Here is a 17,923-nt window from a genome sequence, read left to right as displayed (position 1 = left end):
CGGGCCAGGGGAGAGGCGCGCCCTCCCCCGGCATCTCGTCACTTGATGACGTCGCGCATCTTGGCCGCAGCCTGCGCCACCGCCTCGGCCGAGTCCATCTCGCGCAGGATCTTGTTCTGCAGCATTTCCGGCATGACGAAGGATTCGAACACCTTGCCCGGCCGCACGTCCGGCCGCGGGCCCTGCGTGTCGATCGAGGTCAGGATGACCGATCCGTCGGTGACGAGGTTGCGCATCTGGTCGATCTCCGCGCCGAACTGCTTGATCAGCGCATTGTCGCGCCAGCGCTGGTCGTCGTAGATGTCGAGCCGGGCCGGCTGGAAGTGCACGGGCGCGCTGTGCAGGAAGTCGACCATGCGGTCGGTCGTCAGCCAGCGCATGAACTCCATGGCATTGCCGGTATTGTCGGTCTTCAGCACGACCCAGCCGTCATAGCCGTGGCTGACCGCCGTCTGCTTTCCGGCGCTGTCCATGTAGGGCATGATGCCGAGGCGCCCGCCCATGTCGGGATTGTCTCGCGCCGCGGCCTCGTAGACGCGCCCCGCATAGGCGCCATGCGCGACCGTGCCGGCAACGAGGTTCGACAGCACGTCCGAATAGCCGGCCTGAAGCGCGCCGGGCGGCATGGTGGCGTAGAGCCGCGCCATGAAGTCGAGATAGGCGGCGGCCTTCGGCTTCATCTCGTCATTGTCGATGATGACGTTCCACTCGTCGTCGAAGAGCTTGACGCCCTCGGCCCACAGGAAGGCGAAGGACATCCAGTTGGCCGCGCCGTTGGAGCCGATGGGGAACAGGCACCCCTTCTGGCGGCCCTCAACCAGCGCCTCGCAATTGCCGGCGAAGGCATCCCAGGTGTTCGGCACCGAGAGGCCCTTCGCCTCGTAGAGGTCCTTACGATAGTAGATGAGCGCGAGGTTGTAGTCGAAGGGATACCAGTAGACCTTGCCGTCGATGGGGAAAAGGATGTTGTTGCCCCATTTGAACTCGTCGGTGAGCTCGTTCAGCGGCACGATCTGCTCCTCTTCGGCGAGGAGAAGGACCTGGCCGATGAAGCCGACATTGGCGACGTCATAGGGCGTGCCGGAGCGGATGCCGTTGGTGATCTTGGTGAAGGCCTCGTCGAGCGGCACCGAATCGACGATGACCTCGACGCCGGCCTTCTCCTTGTATTCCGTGGCCATCCTGGCGAAGAAGGCGAGCGTATCCTTGCCCGTCTCGCAGTTCAGAAAGCGGATGGGGCGTTTTTCCTGCGCGCGCAGCGCAGGCGCGGCCAGCCCCGACAGCGCAAGGCCCATGCCGAGCGCGCCCGCGCCCTTGAGGGCCTGCCGCCGGGTCCACACGCCACCCTTGGTTTTTTCGTATGTCATGTCTTCTCCTCCCATGATCCGCCCCTTGTGCGGACGCTCCCGATGCGTTGGCCGTTACCGGCCGGTGGTAAGCCTTTCGCCGCTTTCGCGGTCGAAGAGATGGATCGCCGCCTCCGGCACGGCGATCCTCATGCCGCTGCCGAGCGCCACGCCGTCGCGGCGGCCGGTCATGACGCGCAGGCGGCGTCCCGCCAGCTCGCCGATGAACAGGGTCTGCGAGCCGAGCTGCTCAATGCCCCGGATGGTGAATGGCAGCCCCTCCCCGGCCGGCGCGATCGCCTCCGGCCGCATGCCGACCGTCACGCGCCCCTCCCGGCGCGCCAGGCCCGGCGGGGCAGGAAGCGAAACGCCCTCGCCGAGCACCAGCCGCCCGTCGGCAAGGTCCGCGTCGATGAGGTTCATCTCGGGCGAGCCGATGAAACCGGCGACGAAGGCGTTGGCCGGGCGGTCGTAGACCTCCAGGGGCGAACCGATCTGCTGCACCCGCCCGTCCCGCATGATGACGATGCGGTCGGCGAGCGTCATCGCCTCGGTCTGGTCGTGCGTGACATAGAGCATCGCCTTGCCGATGCGCCTTTGCAGCAGGGCGATCTCCTCGCGCATGCGCGAGCGCAGCTTGGCGTCGAGATTGGACAGCGGCTCGTCGAGCAGGAAGACGGCCGGATCGCGCACCAGCGCGCGGCCGAGCGCCACGCGCTGCATCTGGCCGCCCGAGAGCTGGCCGGGCTTGCGGTCCAGCAGATGCGTGATGTCCAACATCTCGGCCGCCGCATCGACCCGCTTCGTGATCTCCGCCGTGCCGGTGCCCCGCATCTTCAGGCCGAAGGACATGTTTCCCCGGATCGTCTTGTGCGGGTAGAGCGCATAGTTCTGGAACACCATCGCGATATCGCGATCCTTCGGCTCCAGCGCCGTGACGTCGCGCCCGCCGATATGCAGCTTGCCGTCGCTGATCGTCTCGAGGCCTGCGACCATGCGCAGCGTGGTCGACTTGCCGCAACCCGAGGGGCCGAGCAGCACGATCAGCTCGCCCTTGGCGATTTCGAGATCGACGCCCTCCACCGCGACCACCGGGCCATAGGTCTTGCGCAGCTTGCGCAGACTGACTTCCGCCATCACTTCGCCTCCCTGATTGCCCGGACCGTCTCATGATTGACCGGGGTCAGCGCCTCCTTGGCCGCCCGGAAGCGGGCAAAGCCCGCATCGTAGACCCCGGCGACGCCTGCGGCCGGGGTCAGGGTTTCGGCCACCTTGATGACGCGGGCCGCGTCCGCCGTGTCGGCAAAGACACCGGCGCCGATGCCGGCGATGAGGGCCGCGCCGTAGGATGCATCGCCTTCCGCCGGCACCTCGATCGTGAGGCCCGTGACATCGGCGATGATCTGGCGCCACAGGGCGCTGCGCGTGCCGCCGCCGACGAGGCGCGCGGTCGTGAAGCCCACGCCGCGGGCGTGCAGCACCGTCAGGCAATCGCGCAGCGTGTAGGCGATGCCTTCGTAGAGCGCGCGGCAGATGTGCGGTGCCCCGTGCTGGAAGCCGAGCCCCACGAAAGAGGCCCGCAGGTCCGGATCCCAATAGGGGCTCCGCTCGCCGTTGAGATAGGGATGGAAGAGCAGGCCTTCCGACCCCGCCGGCGCTTCCCGCGCCTTCTCGTCCATGCCGTCGAAGCCGATCTGCGAAAACAGCGCATCGCGCAGCCAGCGGTGGGCGGAAGCGCAGGAATTGGTGCCGAGGATGGCGTAGTGATGGCCCGGAACGAGATGCGGGTAATGGATGACGTCGTCGGAGAAGACCGGCGCGGCGGTGAGCGTGGAGACCGTGCCCGCCGTCGCCAGCTTCAGCGCGCCGATGCCCGGCCGCGTCATGCCGGCCGCATAGGTTTCCGCATTGGTATCGGACGTGCCGCAGACGACGGGCGTTCCCGCCCGCAGCCCCGTCTCGGCGGCGGCCGCCGCCGTCACGGTCCCGGTCGTTGCGGTCGATCCGACGATCTGCGGCAGCACGCCGGGCTCCAGCCCGGCCATCGCGCACAATTCGGCCGACCAGCCGTCGCGCTGCGCGTCGGCCAGCATCAGGCCCCAGGCATCCGTGACATCCGTGGCATCGCTGCCGTCGAGACGGCGGCGCAGCCAGTCCTTGGCGGGCCGCAGGCGGCGGATGCGGGCATGGACCTCCGGCTCCTCCTCCCGCAACCAGACGAGCTGCGGCAGGGTCCAGGTCGGGCTGATCCGGTTGCCGGAAAGTTCGAGGATGCGCGGGCCGCGGGCGGCCCTTTCCCGCGCGACCTGCGGGCCGGAACGCTGATCGTTCCACATGATGGCCGGGCGCAGGGTCCTGCCCGTTTCGTCCTCCAGGACATGCGTATGGGCGCCCGCCGTCACGGAGACGGCGGCGACGCGGCCGGGATCGATGCCGGCCTGCCAGATCGTCCGGAGCGACTGCACCAGGGCGGACCACCAGCCTTCCGGGTCCTGCTCGCTGAAGCCGGGTTTCGGCGTCAGCGTTTCGACCGGAACGGAGGCGGTGGCAAGGACCTTCCCGTCGCCGGCAATGACCGTCGACTTGAGCGATCCTGCGCCGAGATCGATCCCGAGCAAGAGGATGTCAGACATTGGCACCCCTGTCGCGGTAGGGATCGACGGCGCCGGCGCGGGGCGGGAAGCCGAGCTTGCCGGGATTGAACAGGTTCTGCGGATCGACGGACGCCTTGATGCGGCGCAGGAGATCCATCCCGACGCCATGCTCGCCATCCATCCACGGCCCGCGGAAGAGGCCGCTGCCATGATGATGCGCGATGGAGCCGCCATGGACCAGGGTCTCGCCGGTCGCGATCTCCCACATCTTCTGATGCAGTGGCAGCGCCGCGGCCTGGTCCATGGGCGGCAGGCGCAGGGTCATGTACTGGCAGACGCCTTCCGGATAGACATGCGACCAGTGGGCGCTGAAATGCGCGTCCTGCGACACTTCCGCCGCGATGCGCGCGGCGATCGTGTCATAGAGCGCGGTCGCATTGCTCCAGTTCACCGTCACCTCGATCGTGTCGTTGTAGTAGCCGCGGTCGAGCCATTGCTTGGTGATCGAGTGATAGCGCTTCGCCCGCCACTCGTCGAAGGGACGCGTTTCGGTCTCGACGGCGTCGACCTCCTGCGCAAAGCCGCGCACGAGCGCCGCCTCGGCGGCCACGATGGCCGGCTCGCCGCAGACGACGATATTGGCCATGACCGGGCGCGTCCGGTAAGCATCGATGCCTTCCGTGCGCAGCGCGGTTTCCTTTTCGTCGTAGAGACGGACGATCCGCGGGTGCAGGCCCGCCTGCATGATGCGCTTGGCAAGCCCCAGCGCGGCGGCCCGGTCCGGCAGGGCCAGCACGATCGCCTCTTCCGCCGCCGGCAGCGTCCAGATGCGCATGGTCAGTTCCGTGATGACGGCGAGCGTGCCCTCGCTTCCCACGATGACATCGAGCACGGAAGGACCGGAGGCGCGCTTGGGCAGCGGGCGGACTTCCAGCACGCGCCCGTCGGGCATGACGGCCTTCAGGCCGACGACGATGTTCTCGATCTTGCCGAAGCGGCTCGATTCCTGGCCGCCGCCGCGGCAGGCGGCCCAGCCGCCGACCGTCGAGATGGCGAGCGACTGCGGCAGGTGGCCGGAGGTGTAGCCTTCGGCATTCAGCGCGTCCTCGAAGGCTTCGCCGTTCATGCCGGCCTCGACCGTCACGAGGTTGTTCTCGCGGTCGATGCCGAGGATGCGGTTCATGCGCTGCATGTCGAGCATCAGCTCCTCGCCGAGCGGAATGATCCCGCCGAGGACGCCGGAACCGCTGCCATAGGGGATGAGCGGCTTGTCGACCTCGCCGGCCTTGCGGACGATCGCCGAGACGTCCTCGGTGCTGGCCGGGCGCAACACCAGACCGGGCAGCGTGCCGACCAGCGCGCCTTCCCGCGCACGGAAGTTCGCATAGGGCAGACGGTCATGTGCGTAACCGGCACGCGCGGCCTCGTCCACCAGGACGTTTTCCGCGCCGATCAGCTCCGAAAGCTCGGAGACGAGATCACGTTCTTTCAACGGCTTTTCCTCCTCTATGTCCTGCGAAACCCTCGATCTCACTTTGGACAAACGTTTGCTCAAGCAATAAACAAGCTATTTCGCGCAGGATGTCAACCCTAATTCCAGATTTTTCAGAGCGCGGTCACGGAGGCCCGGACGATGAGTTCGTCGGGGGGCAGAAGAAGATTGCCGGTGGGTTGCGTGCCATCAGGCGTTACCCCCTGGATGAGGTCGATCAGCCGGCGCGCGGCCACGCGGCCCATCTCCTGCGACGGCAATGCGACGGTCGTCACCTGCGGATAGACGACACGTGCGAGCAGGTCATCATGCATGGTGACGACCGACACCTCCTCGGGTACGCGGACATCCCGCTCGTGCAGCCGCGCGATGGCGGCGGCAGCCGTCAGCAGCGTCGCGGCGTGGATCGCCGTCACGCCGACAGCGAGGAGCTTGTCCACGGCCGCCGGCACCTCGTCAGGACTGTAGCCCGCCTGCGCGACGAGATCATCGCCATGATCAAGCCCCGCCGCGGCCATCGCCTCTTCCCAGCCGCGCCGGCGCATGTCGCCGTTGAAACGCCCGAGCCGGCCGGCAAGGTGCCCGATGCGGCGGTGCCCCATCGCGATCAGATGCTCCACCCCCATGCGCGCGGCAAGCCGCGTGTCGATGGCGACGCAGTTCTCGTCACCGGACAGGTGCCGGTTGAGGACGACATGCGGCAGATCGGTGCTTTTCAGCACCTGACGCAGCCGGTCGTCGTCATCGAAGCTGGCGATGATGACGCCCTCGATGATGCTGGAACGGGAGATGTCGGAGATGATCTCGCGCCCGTCCCCCTTGTCATAGGAAACGAGCAGGGCGAACCCCCTGCTGCGCGCCTCGATCTCCGCCCCGATGATGGCGGAGGCGAAAATCGGGTTTTCGATCTGCGGCACCACCATGAGCACGGTCGAGGATTTTGCGGTCTTCAGGGCGCGCGCGACCGGGTTGCCGTGATAGCCGAGGCGCTCGGCTGTTTCGAGAATGCGCGTTCGCGTTTCTTCCGAAACACGCCCCTTGTTCTGCAGCACGCGCGAAATGGTCGAGACGTCGACTCCCGTCGCAGCCGCGACGTCACGCAGGGTGACGGACGAATTCCTGTTGTTCATACAATCCTCCCGCGCCCATCCTAAAGGTCAACAGACCGAGAAGGGAACTGCAGAAAATCGCTTTACCCGGAATCCGACTGTAGCTCCTGAACGGATAGGAACCAACGGCCCCGTGATGTGAGCGCCCCACACGCACCGTGTTGATTTGCGCTGAGAGCTTACCCGCACGCAGGCGATCCCCCGGCATTGCCAAGCGTGCGGTGCATCCTCGCTACCGTTTTGCGAGCAGGTCCGTGATCTTGCGCCTCGTCGCCACGAAATCGGGATCGTCGCGGTGGCGCGGCCTTCTGCTGGTGATATCGAAAGTCGCGGCGATGCGCCCGGGCCTCGGCTCCATGACGACGACGCGGTCGGAAAGATAGATCGCTTCCTCCACATCATGCGTCACCATTACCACCGTGCTCTTTTCCCGCTCCCGGATCGCCAGGAGCTCGTCCTGAAGATAGCTGCGCGTCAGGGAATCGAGCGCGCCGAGTGGCTCGTCGAGCAGCAGCAGCGGCGGCCGCGGTGCAAGCCCGCGGGCAATGGCGGCGCGCTGCGACATGCCGCCGGACAATTCGTGCGGAAAGGCCTTCTCGAAACCGGTCAAGCCCACGAGATCGATGAGGGACTGCACCCTCTCCTTCTTCGCGGACGGTGCGCCGGCAAGGCTGCGAAGGCTGAGCGCGACGTTTTCCTCCACGTTGAGCCAGGGAAGCAGGCGGTGATCCTGGAAGACGATGCCGCGCTTGAGGCTCGGCCGGTCGACCACCTCGCCATCCACCGTGATCCGGCCGCCGTCCGGCCTGTCCAGGCCGGCGAGGAAACGCAGCAGCGTGGATTTCCCGCAGCCGCTCGGCCCGACGATGCTGATGAATTCGCCCGATGCGATCGCAAGCGACACGTCGTCGAGCGCATGCACCGTCCGGTTCTCGACGTAAAAGGTCTTCGATACATCCTGGATGGTCACCGCGCCGGCATCCCTTGCGACCGGTCGGGAAAGCGTCAGGGCGTCCGCCATGATACGAGCCTCCTTGAAAATCCGAGAACAAACCTGTCGAGGCCGATGCCGATCAGCGCGAGGAACAGGACCCCGAGAAGGACCTGGTCCATGCGGGCATGCTCACGCGCCGCCGCGAGATAAGCCCCGAGCCCGTCGCCCATGCCGTTGATGTAGCCCGTGCCGATCAGGTATTCGGCGCCGAAGGTGCCGAGCCAGGCGATATTGAGGGAAAGTTCCAGTCCCGCCAGGATCGACGGCAGGGCCGCGGGAATGATGATCGTGGTGATCGTCGCGCGACGATCGAGCTCCAGCACCCTGCCGACCTCGCGAAACGGCGCCGGAACGTTCTGGCAGCCCGCCTGGGTGCCGAGCGCCATGGGAAAGAATGCGCCGAGCGCTATCAGCGTGATCTTCATCGCTTCGCCGTTTCCCAGCCAGGCACTGAGCAGCGGGATCCAGGCGAACAGGGCGATCTGCCGCAGGCTGGAAATCGAGGGATCGAACAGGTTGCGCGCGATGCCGGACAAGCCGAGGGCAAGGCCGAAGACGAGCCCGGCAAACGCGCCGATGGCCCAGCCGGTCAGTGCCCGCAGCAAGGTCGCAAGCGCCGCGCCCGGCAACGAGCCGTCGGCAAATCCCTCATGGGCCGTCGCGAAAACCTGTGACGGCGACACCACGATCCCCTCCTTCAGGACACCGAGGGCGTCCAGCAGCACCCAGAGGAGGAGAAGCGCGACCGGCAGCACCAGGGCGCGTGCGACGATGCCGGACCGCGACGCGGCGGAAAAATCCATCGCCGCCATGTCAGGCCGCCTTGAACGACCAGGCGGTCGCCCGGTGCTGGAAGCGTGTCAGGGCATGATCGAGCGCCCAGCCGACCAGGCCGATGACGATCATGGTCGCGAAGACGACGTCGAGCTGGAAGGCCTTGCGCCCCCACATCATCAGGTAGCCGAGGCCGGCGGCCGACGCGATCATCTCGACGAGGATGAGCACCTTCCAGCCGCGGCTGAGCGCCTGGCGTACGCCCGTCAGGATGGAGGGCAGAATGGACGGCCAGACCACCAGCCGCACGCGCGAGAACCACGAGAGTTCGAGGGCGCTGGCCACCTCGTCATACTTGCGCGGCCGGCTGCGCAGCCCCTCATAGGCCCCCACCATCAGCGGCAGGAAGCAGGTCTTGGCGATGAGGACGAGCTTCAGCGTTTCACCGATGCCGAAGACGAGCATGAAGAACGGAAGCCAGCCCAGCGACGGAACGAGGCAGAAGGCACGGACCGTCGGCGCGACATAGAGGTCGAGCGTGCGGAAGAGCCCGAAGGCGAGCCCGAACAGAAGGCCGAGCCCGCCGCCGATCGCAAGGCCTGCCCCGACGCGGGCAAGACTGACCAAGAGTTCGTCGGCAAGCTGGCCGGTCAGCAGCAGGTCGCGCGTCGTTTCATAGACGAGAAGCGGCGCGGGCAGGATCTGCTCCGCCAGCCATTCCTGCCGGACGGCATAGGACCACAGGGCCAGCAGCGCGAGCGGAGGCACGAGGCCCAGGAGCACCCTGGTGGCCGCATCGGACAGCCACGGCCGAGCCCACGAGCGCGCCGCCCCCTCTCCTGCACCGGCCCGCTGAGGCCGGCGATCGCTGATGATGACGGGCGCCTTGAAGGTGACGTCGGACATGCTCTCTCCTTTCCTTCACCGGAAATCCGGTGAAAGCTGGCGGTCGAAAAATCGGGACAGGCCGGAAGCGTCAGAACTGGACGGCATTGCCCTTGCTGTCGCGCGGGGTCCAGACGTTCTCGTAACCGTAGTCCTTGAGGGCCTTTTTCAGGTAGCTGTCGTCCACCCATTCATTGACGTCGAACGGCTTGCGGATCAGCTTCTGGCTGACGGCGAAATCGACACCGGCCGTGACGTTTGCCCGATAGAAATCGTCGAGAAGCGGGCTCTGGCGATCCTTCAGCACCTCGTCGGCATAGTCCTTCTCGAAGGTGGACCGCGGCGAGCCGGTCAGCGCCCAGATATCGAACAGGGCCTCGCGGTTCTTCTCGTCGGAAGCGAAGTAGGATGCTTCCACGAACTTGTTGACGACCCGCTGCGTCAGGTCCGGATAGGCCTCGCGGAACGCATCCGTGACGACGAAGGACCCGAAATTGCTGCCGGGGGCGGGGCTGCCCTTCGTGGTGAAGACGACCGTGGCGATGTTCTGTTCGACGAGCTGAAGCACGCTGCTGCCCCCGCCGACGACCGCATCGATGTCACCCGAGGTGATCGCGGCGATCTGGTCGGCGGTCTGCAGGTCGAAGAACTGGATGTCGTCCGGCGTCAGGCCTGCCTGCTCCAGGATGCGGAAGAGGCTGAGCTCGTTGATCGTGCCGCGCGATGTCGCGACCTTCTTTCCCTTGAGATCGGCGATCGAGGCGATCTTGGCATCCGGCCGCGCCACGACATAGCTCGGGCTGACGCCATAGGACGAGACGACCTTGGTCTTGAGGCCGGCACCGCGCCCGACGATATTCGGCAGGCCGCCGTAATAGGCAAAGTCAAGCTGGCCGTTTGCGATGGCCTCGTTGATCGCGGGGCCGGTTCCGCGCGGGAACTGCCATTCGATCGAAATGCCGTCGGCGGCAAATTCCTTTTCCAGCAGTTCCTGCGCCCGCAGGACCCCGATCGCCCCCGTGCCATAGGGCTTGCCGGCGGGGTTGCCGAAGGAGGCGAGGCGGATCACGCTCGGCTTTTCCGCCGCCAGCGCCGGCAAGGGCGCGGCCTGCACGGCCGCGAACCCGATGACGGCCGTCAGCGCGGCCACGAACATTCTGCGATTGATAGACATTCAAATCCCCATTCGTTCCAATTGCGGTTCATATTTCGAGGCTCGCAGCCGGCCCGCCTTCAGCGGTGCTCCAGTCGCTGCATGATTTCCGGCGCCGGCCGGGGCCGGCCGCCCCTGATCCAGCCGATCGACTTGCGGTAGCTTCCGAAGAGGTCCCGCGCCTCCAACTCCGCGACCGTCACATGGGTGATCTCGGTCGCGTGGGGCGCCACGTAGAGCGCGTCGTCCGGACAATAGACCTCGCACATGAAGCACGTCTGGCAGTCATCCTGGCGCGCGATGACCGGGATGCCATCGGCGACCGGAGCGAAGACATTGGTCGGACAGACATTGACGCAGATGTTGCAGCCCGTGCAGCGATCCTCACTGATGACCTCGATCATGCCGCGAGCACCTCCACCTCGGGCGAGGGTGCACGCTCGTGCCCGATCCAGATCTCGTCGAGGCCGCCGCTCGTCGTGTAGTGAAGCTGGTTGTCGTCCTTGTCGGGAAAATCCTCGCGCTTGTGCATGCCGCGGCTTTCCGTCCGCGACAGGGCGCTGCGGTACATCCACCGGGACGTCGCCAGCATCGCCACGCCTTCGCGGGTGCGCTGCGCCTCGTCGAGGGACGCGGCCTGCGCCGTGCGCGCGCCGCTCCAGAGACCGTCGAGACGGCCGAGCGAATCGGTCAGCCGCTCGCCGGAGCGGAGATAGTTGCGGTCATACGGCCAGACCTCGTCCTGCACCGCCCGGGTGAGCGCCGCGGCGTCGATCGCCCGGCCCGGCCCATCGGCAACGCCAACGCCGCCGGCGCGCAGAACCGTCCGGTTGCGGCCGCGCAGATGACAGCCATGCTCGCCCGCCGCGCTGCCGGCCCAGTAGCCGGACGACATCGCCCAGGCGGCATTGTGGCTGCCGCCGCCGGTGAAGGCGCCGCAAACCAGCTCGCGGGTCGCCGCGTCGCCGGCTGCATAAAGGCCCGGAACGGTCGTAGCGCAGGTGCTGTCGACGATCCGCAGCCCGCCGGTGCCGCGCACCGTGCCTTCCAGGAGCAGCGTCACCGGGAAGCGCTGCCGGAACGGGTCGATCCCCACGCGGTCGAGCGGCAGGAAGAAGTTCGGCTGGGCATAACGCATCGCCTGCTCCGTCTCCGCGTCGGCCTTGTCGAGCTGGGCGAAGACGCGCCGCGACTGCAGCACGCGTGCGATCACCGACCGGCCGCCCTTCGAGGCCGCGCCCGGAATCGGCGAACCGTCCTCGAAGGTGAAGGTCGCCCAATCGTAGAAGCGCGTCTTGGTGACCGAGCCGCCTTCGAGCGCCATGGCATAGGCGGTCGAGAACTCCATTCCCGAAAGCTCGGCGCCAAGCTCGGCAGCGAACAGAAGGCCGTCGCCGGTGAGCACATTGCAGCCGAGCGCCTTGCTGAGGAAGGCACAGCCGCCTGTCGCGATGACCACCGCATTGGCCCTCACCAGCCAGGTGTCCGCCTTCTGACGCCGGACGCCCGCGGCTCCCGCCACCGCGCCGCTGTCATCGCGCAGCAATTCGAGCGCGGGACTGTGATCGAGGATTTTCACGCCCGCGGCCTTCGTGCGCTTGCGCATCAGCCGCATGTAGTCCGGGCCGTCGAGGCCGTTGCGGATCGAGCGGCCCTCGGCGTCGTCGCTGAACGGGTAGCCCCATTCGGCAAGCTGGTTCACATTGTCATAGGTCCGGTCCAGCACCCGCCGCATCCAGGCCGGATCCGCCAGCCGGCCGCCGAGATCCCAGCGGCTGTTCATCGCCTTCGCGCGGCGCGCGGGATCCGGCGGCACATACCAGACACCCGTGCCAGAAGGCGCAGTCGCCCCGGACGAGCCGCAAAAGCCCTTGTCGGCGAGGATGACCTTCGCGCCCCTCGCGGCGGCGGCAATGGCCGCCCAGGTCCCTGCCGGCCCGCCGCCGATCACGAGCACATCGGCGTCGAGTTCGAGCGAGGCAGTGGGAACGGTCGATGCGGCGGTGGGTGGAAATGCCATGATATTTCTCCGATGCACGCTGAAGGCGGCCAACCAGAATGTCGGAACCGGATATGGCACCGCGACGTCGGCCAATGACGCACCGATATTATCTATTAAAACTATAGATTAAAGGGATATTGATGCGCCTGATGACGCCGAAGAGAAAAATGCTCCCCGCAAATCAGCCGCACGCCGAAGCGGACCGCAAACCGCCAGGGCAGTCGCTCCACCCATCATGAGGCGATGAATAAACCCGGCATCCGCCGCACAAGAGAACAGATTCGCATCAGCGGCTATTGTGTCGGAGCGGAAGTTCCGTCGATATGGAGAGGGGATTTCGTAACGTTGGAGGGAGGAAAGATGAAGCGTCTTTGCCGATGGATGTCGTTCCTGGCGGCCTTCGTCTCGTCCTACTCGTCTGTCGCTCCCGCTCATGCAGAAGAGATTGCCGCGCGGATCGACCTGACACACCATTTCGCCGGCTATCTGGCCCTCCTGATCTTCTTCATCGCCTACGGGTTCGTGGCTGTCGAGAAGGCCATCCAGTTGCGCAAGTCGAAGCCCGTCATGCTGGCATCGGGCCTCATCTGGGCACTTCTCGGCCTCGTCTACGCCCTGAATGGCCAGAGTGCCGCGCTGGAGGCCGCCGCCAAGCACGTGATCCTCGACTATGGCGAGTTGATGCTGTTCCTGGTGGTGGCCATAACCTATGTGAATACGATGCAGGAACGGCGCGTCTTCGACACGCTGAGGACCAGGCTCGTCAGCCTGCAGCTCTCCTACCGCCAGCTTTTCTGGCTGGTCGGAGGGCTCGCGTTCGTTTTCGGCCCCATCATCGACAATCTGACCACGGCCCTCGTCATGGGCGCCGTGGTGGTCTCCGTCGGGGTCGGCAACTACCGGTTCATCGTCATGGGCTGCATCATCATCGTGGTGGCCGCCAATGCGGGCGGCGTCTTCTCACCCTTCGGCGACATCACCTCGCTGATGGTCTGGCAGAAAGGCAAGCTGGGCTTCTTCGAGTTCTTCCATCTCTTCCTTCCCTCGCTGGTGAATTTCCTCGTGCCGGCGACATTCATGCATTTCAGCGTGCCGAAAGGCACGCCGGAAGCGACGGGCGCCGTCAGGAAGCTCAAGCCCGGCGGGATCGTGGTCATCTGGCTGTTCGTCGCGACCCTCGTCACCGCGGTCTCCTTCAAGAGTCTGTTCGGGCTGCCGCCCGCACTCGGCATGATGCTGGGCCTGGGATACCTGCAGATGTACAGCTATCTCCTCCAGCACATCGGGCGCCGCCTGAACAACCAGGACATGCTGGCATTCGATTCCCTGCGGGAAATGAGGCATGTGGAGTGGGATACGCTGCTGTTCTTCTTCGGCATCATCTTCGCCGTCGCCGGGCTCGGCGTGGCCGGCTACCTCGCCCAGTTGTCGAATTATCTCTACGATGATCTGGGAGCGACCTTCGCCAATATCGCCATCGGCGTTCTGGGCGCCGCATTCGACAACATACCGCTCATGTTCGCGGTGCTGACGATGAATCCCGACATGTCGAGCGGCCAGTGGATGCTGGTCACGCTCAGCACAGGGGTCGGCGGCAGCCTGGTCTCCATAGGCTCGGCGGCGGGCGTGGTGCTGATGGGGCTCGTGCGCAACCACTATACGTTTCTCAACCATCTTCGATGGGCCTGGGCCATCGGGTTGGGCTACATAGCGAGCATCCTCACCCACCTTTGGATCAATGCCGCCTTCATCTGAAGCCGGCCCTGCATCCCGATGGCTCCGGCAGGTTCCAAGCTGAGGCCATATGCGGGCCGGGGCCGGGCCCCGGACCGGCCTCCTACTGGAAGTCGTCCCTCTGTGGCGTGAAGGTGTCGATCAGGAGACCGGCTGTCAGCGCGACCACGCCGTGGACAAGGTTCGGCGCGACGATAAAGCTGCTTCCCGGGCCAAGCCGCGTGGTGACGCCGTCGACGGTGACGTCGAACGTGCCTTCGGCGACGTAGCTGACCTGCGTATGCGGATGGGAATGCAAGGCGCCGACGGCGCCCTCCTCGAAGCGGAAGGCAACAAGCATGAGCTCCGGGCGATGGCTCAGCACGGCGCGGCGATTGCCGGGTGCGACTTCGGTCCAGACCGTGTCTTCAGGCAAGGTATAATGCTGCATGGATCCTCTCATCGGGCAAGCCATCCGCCGTCGACCGGCAGAATGGCGCCATGTACGTAATCGGATGCCGAAGCCGCGAGGAAGACCGCGGCGCCGGCCATGTCCTCCGGCCGCGCCCAGCGGCCGGCGGGAATGCGCTTCAGGATATCCGCGTTGCGTTCCGCATCGGCCCTCAGCGCCGTCGTGTTGTTCGTCTCCACGTAACCGGGAGCGATGGCATTGACGTTGATGCCGCGCACCGCCCATTCATTCGCCATCAGCTTCGTCAGGCCCGCAAGACCGCTCTTGGCTGCCGTATAGGACGGCACGCGGATACCGCCCTGGAAGGAGAGCAGGGAGGCGATGTTGATGATCTTGGCCTTTCGCTCCGCCGCGATCGCCGCTTTCGCAAAAGCCTGGCACAGGAAGAAGGCGGACTTCAGGTTGGTGTCGAGCACCGCATCCCAATCCTCTTCGGTGAAATCCAGCGCATCGGCCCGGCGGATGATACCGGCATTGTTGACGAGGATATCCGGCGTTGCGCCGGCTGCCAGCGCCTCGGCGACGACCTTGCCCGCCGCACCCGGCTTCGAAAGATCGGCCGCGACGGCAACGAAGTTCCGGCCGGCCGCAATGACGTCCGCCGCGGTCTCCGTCATGGCGGAGCGCCCGACACCGACGATATCGGCACCGGCCTCGGCAAGACCGACGGCAATGGCCCGGCCAATGCCGGTATTGGCGCCGGTGACGATCGCCCACCGGCCGGTGAGATCGAAAAGGCTCATCGCAGCGATTCCATCGGCACCTTGTCCATGTCGGTGAAGCTCATGTTATCCCCGGCCATGGCCCAGATGAAAGCATAGCGCCCGGTGCCCGCGCCGGAATGGATCGACCAGCCCGGCGACAGGACCGCCTCGTGGTTCTTCAACACCACATGCCGTGTCTCGCCGGGCTCGCCCATGAAATGGAAGATGCGCGTCGCCGCCTGCATGCCGAAATAGAGATAGACCTCCATGCGCCGGTCATGCACATGCGCCGGCATGGTGTTCCACACAGAGCCCGGTTCGAACATCGTCAGCCCGACGAGCAGTTGGCAGCTCTCGCAAACATCAGGATGGACATATTGATTGATGGTGCGGGCGTTGGATTCCTCCGCCGAGCCAAGATGCACCTTCTTCGCCATGTCGCGGGTGATGTGCACCGTCGGGCAGGCGCGGTGCGCCGGTGCGCTCAGGAGATAGAACAACGCCGGCGCGGCCGGATCGTCGCTCGTGAAGCCGAGCGGGCCCTCGCCCATGCCGACATAGATCGCCTCCTGGAAGCCGAGCGCATAATCCCGCCCGCCGACGCTGACCACACCGCTTCCGCCGATATTGACGACGGCGGCCTCGCGACGGTCGAGAAAACGCTCCGTGCCGGTCTCGGTGATGCCGTCGATGACGAGCCTTTCGCCCGTCGGCACGATGCCGCCCACGATCATGCGGTCGAGATGGCTGTAGGTGAGATTGACCTCGCCCGGCTGGAACATCGCCTCGATGACGAAGCCCTCGCGCAAGCCCTTCGTGTCGCGCCTTGCGGCGTCCTCAGGCCCGACGACCTGGCGTACGGATACGGAAACTGTCACGGCATCTGCCTCTTGCTTTCAGGAATGGAAATCAGGTGAGCACGACATATTCGGTCAGCTGGTTGATCGTCGTGTCGGCCTTGGCGACGTCGAAGACCTTCGTGCCGTGGCTCATGATCACGAACCGGTCGCAGACCTGGTAGGCGTGGTAGATATTGTGCGTCACCAGCACGCTGGAGACGTTCTCCGCCTTCAGCTTCAGCACCTGGTTCAGCAGCGCCTCCGTCTCGCGTACGGAGAGCGCCGAGGTCGGCTCGTCGAGCAGCAACACGCGTTTCTTGAAGTAGACCGCGCGGGCGATGGCGACGGCCTGCTTCTGGCCGCCCGAGAGGTTGCCGACCAGCGTATCCGGTGAATCGATGCCGGAGATGTGGACGGCGTTCTGCAGCACCTCCATGGCGATATCGCGCATCTCGGCCTGCCGGAGAAAGCCGAAGCGGTCCGTCAGCTCCCGCCCCATGAAGATGTTGCGGGTGATCGAGAGACTGTCGACCAGCGCGGTGTGCTGGTAGATGGTCTCGATACCGGCGTCCGCCGAATCCGAGCGGCAGGTGAAGAGCGTCTTCTTGCCGTCGACGCTCAGATAGCCGTCTGTCGGCTTGTGGATGCCCGAGATGAGGTTGACCGTCGTCGACTTGCCGGCGCCATTGTCGCCGAGCAGGCCCACCACCTCGCCCTCACCGATGTGGAAGCTGAGGTTGCGGAGCGCGGTCAGCGCGCCGAAGTTTTTGGAAATGTTATGGAGTTCGAGGAGATTGGACATCACGCAATGCCTCGCCGCTCGATGAGATGGTTGAAGATGGCGGCCAGCACGATCAGCGTCGCGATGAACATGTCGAGATAGAAACCGGGCGCGCGCAGAAGCAGCAGCACGTCGGTGATGGTGTGGATCAGCAGCACGCCGAGGAAGATGCCGATGATCGATCCGCGGCCGCCCCGCAGAGACAGGCCGCCGATGACGCAGGCGGCGATCGCCTGCAGTTCGAGGCCGGCGCCCTGCCCCGGCTGCACGCTGCCGACGCGGGCCGTGGCGAGAATGCCTGCGACCGCCGCCATGCCGCCGGCGATGGCGAAGGCGATGAGCTTCACGCGGGCCGTGTTGATGCCGATCGCCTCGGCCGCGCCGCGATTGCCGCCCGTCGCGAAGACGTGGTTGCCGAAGCGGTGGCGGTGCAGCAGGAAGTGAAAGCCGACGACGAAGAGGACGATCCAGATGAAGGCGGCGTTGATGCCGAGCAGCGTGCCGGAAAACAGGCTCGTGAAGATCGGCTCGGGGTCGAAACGCACTTGCACCGCGCCGTTATAGAGCAGCACGGCGCCGCGCCAGAACAGGAGGCCGCCGAGCGTCACGATGAAGGACGGCAGGCCGAAGCGCAACGTGATGTGGCCGTTCAGAAGCCCGATCAACAAGCCGACCACGATGCCGAGCGGCGCGGCGAGGAAGGCGCTCACGCCGGCGCCGACGAGGCTCGCCATCAGCACGGCCGTGAAGGTGTAGACGGAGCCGATGGAGAGGTCGAACTCGCCGGCGATCATCAGGACGCCCGCACCGAGCGCCAGGCACCCGAGCACGGGGATCGCCTTCATCAGGATTGTCAGGTTCTGCGGCGAGAGGTAGCGGAACTCGTTCGGATAGAGCAGCGCGCCGGCGATGCAGACGACCTGCAACGTCATGAAGACGAGGAAGATCGCCCCCGCAGGCATGCCCATGATCTGCTTGAGGAGGGATTGTCTTTGCGTGCGCGAACGGGGCCCGGCACTGTCGGCGAGGATAGGTGTCACGGTCTGGCACTCGATCGTTTCTGGG

The 17,923-nt window shown here is 65.8% G+C and carries 17 protein-coding genes; 1 reads left to right on the top strand and 16 read right to left on the bottom strand.

The features are described from left to right. Positions 1–38: 38 nt before the first annotated feature. The 11 genes from shn_RS23440 to shn_RS23390 form a co-directional block, all read right to left on the bottom strand. A complete protein-coding gene (locus shn_RS23440) occupies positions 39–1,367 on the bottom strand; it encodes an ABC transporter substrate-binding protein (protein WP_245337452.1) in 1,329 nt (442 codons plus the stop codon). Positions 1,368–1,421: 54 nt separating this feature from the next. Further along, positions 1,422–2,483, bottom strand: a complete 1,062-nt coding sequence (locus shn_RS23435) for an ABC transporter ATP-binding protein (protein WP_064332931.1) — start codon at positions 2,481–2,483, stop codon at positions 1,422–1,424. Then, on the bottom strand, positions 2,483–3,979 hold the full coding sequence (locus tag shn_RS23430) for a xylulokinase (RefSeq protein ID WP_064332930.1): 1,497 nt from the start codon (positions 3,977–3,979) through the stop codon (positions 2,483–2,485). Before shn_RS23430 ends, shn_RS23435 begins: the two co-directional genes overlap by 1 nt. After that, positions 3,972–5,432: an FAD-binding oxidoreductase gene (locus shn_RS23425; protein ID WP_064332929.1), complete on the bottom strand. Its 1,461-nt coding sequence runs from the start codon at positions 5,430–5,432 to the stop codon at positions 3,972–3,974. The genes shn_RS23430 and shn_RS23425 overlap by 8 nt, the downstream gene beginning before the upstream one ends. A 113-nt stretch (positions 5,433–5,545) precedes the next feature. Beyond that, complete coding sequence (locus shn_RS23420; RefSeq protein WP_064332928.1) at positions 5,546–6,562, bottom strand: LacI family DNA-binding transcriptional regulator; 1,017 nt, start codon at positions 6,560–6,562, stop codon at positions 5,546–5,548. Between the two features lie 211 nt (positions 6,563–6,773). Continuing rightward, the gene (locus shn_RS23415) at positions 6,774–7,562 is read right to left on the bottom strand and encodes an ABC transporter ATP-binding protein (protein WP_064332927.1); all 789 of its coding nucleotides are present in this window, start codon (positions 7,560–7,562) and stop codon (positions 6,774–6,776) included. Then, the gene (locus shn_RS23410; RefSeq protein ID WP_064332926.1) at positions 7,547–8,347 is read right to left on the bottom strand and encodes an ABC transporter permease; all 801 of its coding nucleotides are present in this window, start codon (positions 8,345–8,347) and stop codon (positions 7,547–7,549) included. Before shn_RS23410 ends, shn_RS23415 begins: the two co-directional genes overlap by 16 nt. Before the next feature lies 1 nt (position 8,348). Beyond that, positions 8,349–9,215 carry an ABC transporter permease gene (locus shn_RS23405; protein ID WP_084438397.1) on the bottom strand — a complete coding sequence of 289 codons (867 nt, stop codon included), beginning with the start codon at positions 9,213–9,215 and terminating at the stop codon, positions 8,349–8,351. A 70-nt stretch (positions 9,216–9,285) separates the two neighbouring features. Next, positions 9,286–10,368, bottom strand: a complete 1,083-nt coding sequence (locus tag shn_RS23400; RefSeq protein WP_064332925.1) for an ABC transporter substrate-binding protein — start codon at positions 10,366–10,368, stop codon at positions 9,286–9,288. Between the two features lie 59 nt (positions 10,369–10,427). Further along, positions 10,428–10,751: a 4Fe-4S binding protein gene (locus tag shn_RS23395; RefSeq protein WP_064332924.1), complete on the bottom strand. Its 324-nt coding sequence runs from the start codon at positions 10,749–10,751 to the stop codon at positions 10,428–10,430. Beyond that, positions 10,748–12,367, bottom strand: coding sequence for an FAD-dependent oxidoreductase (locus tag shn_RS23390; protein ID WP_064332923.1), 1,620 nt, complete (start codon positions 12,365–12,367; stop codon positions 10,748–10,750). Before shn_RS23390 ends, shn_RS23395 begins: the two co-directional genes overlap by 4 nt. A 342-nt stretch (positions 12,368–12,709) precedes the next feature. Here shn_RS23390 and nhaD point away from each other — a divergent pair, with 342 nt between their 5' ends. Next, a complete protein-coding gene (nhaD, locus tag shn_RS23385) occupies positions 12,710–14,104 on the top strand; it encodes a sodium:proton antiporter NhaD (protein ID WP_145926039.1) in 1,395 nt (464 codons plus the stop codon). Between the two features lie 82 nt (positions 14,105–14,186). Here nhaD and shn_RS23380 read toward each other — a convergent pair whose 3' ends face one another. Genes shn_RS23380 through shn_RS23360 form a run of 5 tightly spaced genes read right to left on the bottom strand, consistent with a single transcriptional unit; the run spans position 14,187 to position 17,898 of the window. Further along, complete coding sequence (locus shn_RS23380; RefSeq protein WP_064332922.1) at positions 14,187–14,513, bottom strand: cupin domain-containing protein; 327 nt, start codon at positions 14,511–14,513, stop codon at positions 14,187–14,189. Positions 14,514–14,521: 8 nt separating this feature from the next. Next, positions 14,522–15,277 (bottom strand): 2-dehydro-3-deoxy-D-gluconate 5-dehydrogenase KduD, encoded by a 756-nt coding sequence (gene kduD / locus shn_RS23375; protein ID WP_064332921.1) that lies wholly within the window; start codon positions 15,275–15,277, stop codon positions 14,522–14,524. Continuing rightward, a complete protein-coding gene (kduI, locus tag shn_RS23370; protein WP_064332920.1) occupies positions 15,274–16,116 on the bottom strand; it encodes a 5-dehydro-4-deoxy-D-glucuronate isomerase in 843 nt (280 codons plus the stop codon). Before kduI ends, kduD begins: the two co-directional genes overlap by 4 nt. A gap of 31 nt (positions 16,117–16,147) precedes the next feature. Beyond that, complete coding sequence (locus tag shn_RS23365) at positions 16,148–16,879, bottom strand: ATP-binding cassette domain-containing protein (RefSeq protein ID WP_064332919.1); 732 nt, start codon at positions 16,877–16,879, stop codon at positions 16,148–16,150. Then, positions 16,879–17,898, bottom strand: coding sequence for an ABC transporter permease (locus tag shn_RS23360; RefSeq protein WP_206362239.1), 1,020 nt, complete (start codon positions 17,896–17,898; stop codon positions 16,879–16,881). The genes shn_RS23365 and shn_RS23360 overlap by 1 nt, the downstream gene beginning before the upstream one ends. Positions 17,899–17,923 lie beyond the last annotated feature (25 nt).

Origin of the sequence: Shinella sp. HZN7, from assembly GCF_001652565.1 — a bacterium.
In the GTDB taxonomy this organism is placed as follows: domain Bacteria; phylum Pseudomonadota; class Alphaproteobacteria; order Rhizobiales; family Rhizobiaceae; genus Shinella; species Shinella granuli.
This window is presented reverse-complemented; position numbering and strand designations above follow the sequence as displayed.

Excerpts from the sequence above, each read along its gene's own strand:
- shn_RS23440 (WP_245337452.1), bottom strand. The coding sequence starts at position 1,367 with ATGACATACGAAAAAACCAAGGGTGGCGTGTGGACCCGGCGGCAGGCC.
- shn_RS23435 (WP_064332931.1), bottom strand. The coding sequence starts at position 2,483 with ATGGCGGAAGTCAGTCTGCGCAAGCTGCGCAAGACCTATGGCCCGGTG.
- shn_RS23430 (WP_064332930.1), bottom strand. The coding sequence starts at position 3,979 with ATGTCTGACATCCTCTTGCTCGGGATCGATCTCGGCGCAGGATCGCTC.
- shn_RS23420 (WP_064332928.1), bottom strand. The coding sequence starts at position 6,562 with ATGAACAACAGGAATTCGTCCGTCACCCTGCGTGACGTCGCGGCTGCG.
- shn_RS23415 (WP_064332927.1), bottom strand. The coding sequence starts at position 7,562 with ATGGCGGACGCCCTGACGCTTTCCCGACCGGTCGCAAGGGATGCCGGC.
- shn_RS23410 (WP_064332926.1), bottom strand. The coding sequence starts at position 8,347 with ATGGCGGCGATGGATTTTTCCGCCGCGTCGCGGTCCGGCATCGTCGCA.
- shn_RS23405 (WP_084438397.1), bottom strand. The coding sequence starts at position 9,215 with ATGTCCGACGTCACCTTCAAGGCGCCCGTCATCATCAGCGATCGCCGG.
- shn_RS23400 (WP_064332925.1), bottom strand. The coding sequence starts at position 10,368 with ATGTCTATCAATCGCAGAATGTTCGTGGCCGCGCTGACGGCCGTCATC.
- shn_RS23395 (WP_064332924.1), bottom strand. The coding sequence starts at position 10,751 with ATGATCGAGGTCATCAGTGAGGATCGCTGCACGGGCTGCAACATCTGC.
- shn_RS23390 (WP_064332923.1), bottom strand. The coding sequence starts at position 12,367 with ATGGCATTTCCACCCACCGCCGCATCGACCGTTCCCACTGCCTCGCTC.
- nhaD (WP_145926039.1), top strand. The coding sequence starts at position 12,710 with ATGAAGCGTCTTTGCCGATGGATGTCGTTCCTGGCGGCCTTCGTCTCG.
- shn_RS23380 (WP_064332922.1), bottom strand. The coding sequence starts at position 14,513 with ATGCAGCATTATACCTTGCCTGAAGACACGGTCTGGACCGAAGTCGCA.
- kduD (WP_064332921.1), bottom strand. The coding sequence starts at position 15,277 with ATGAGCCTTTTCGATCTCACCGGCCGGTGGGCGATCGTCACCGGCGCC.
- shn_RS23365 (WP_064332919.1), bottom strand. The coding sequence starts at position 16,879 with ATGTCCAATCTCCTCGAACTCCATAACATTTCCAAAAACTTCGGCGCG.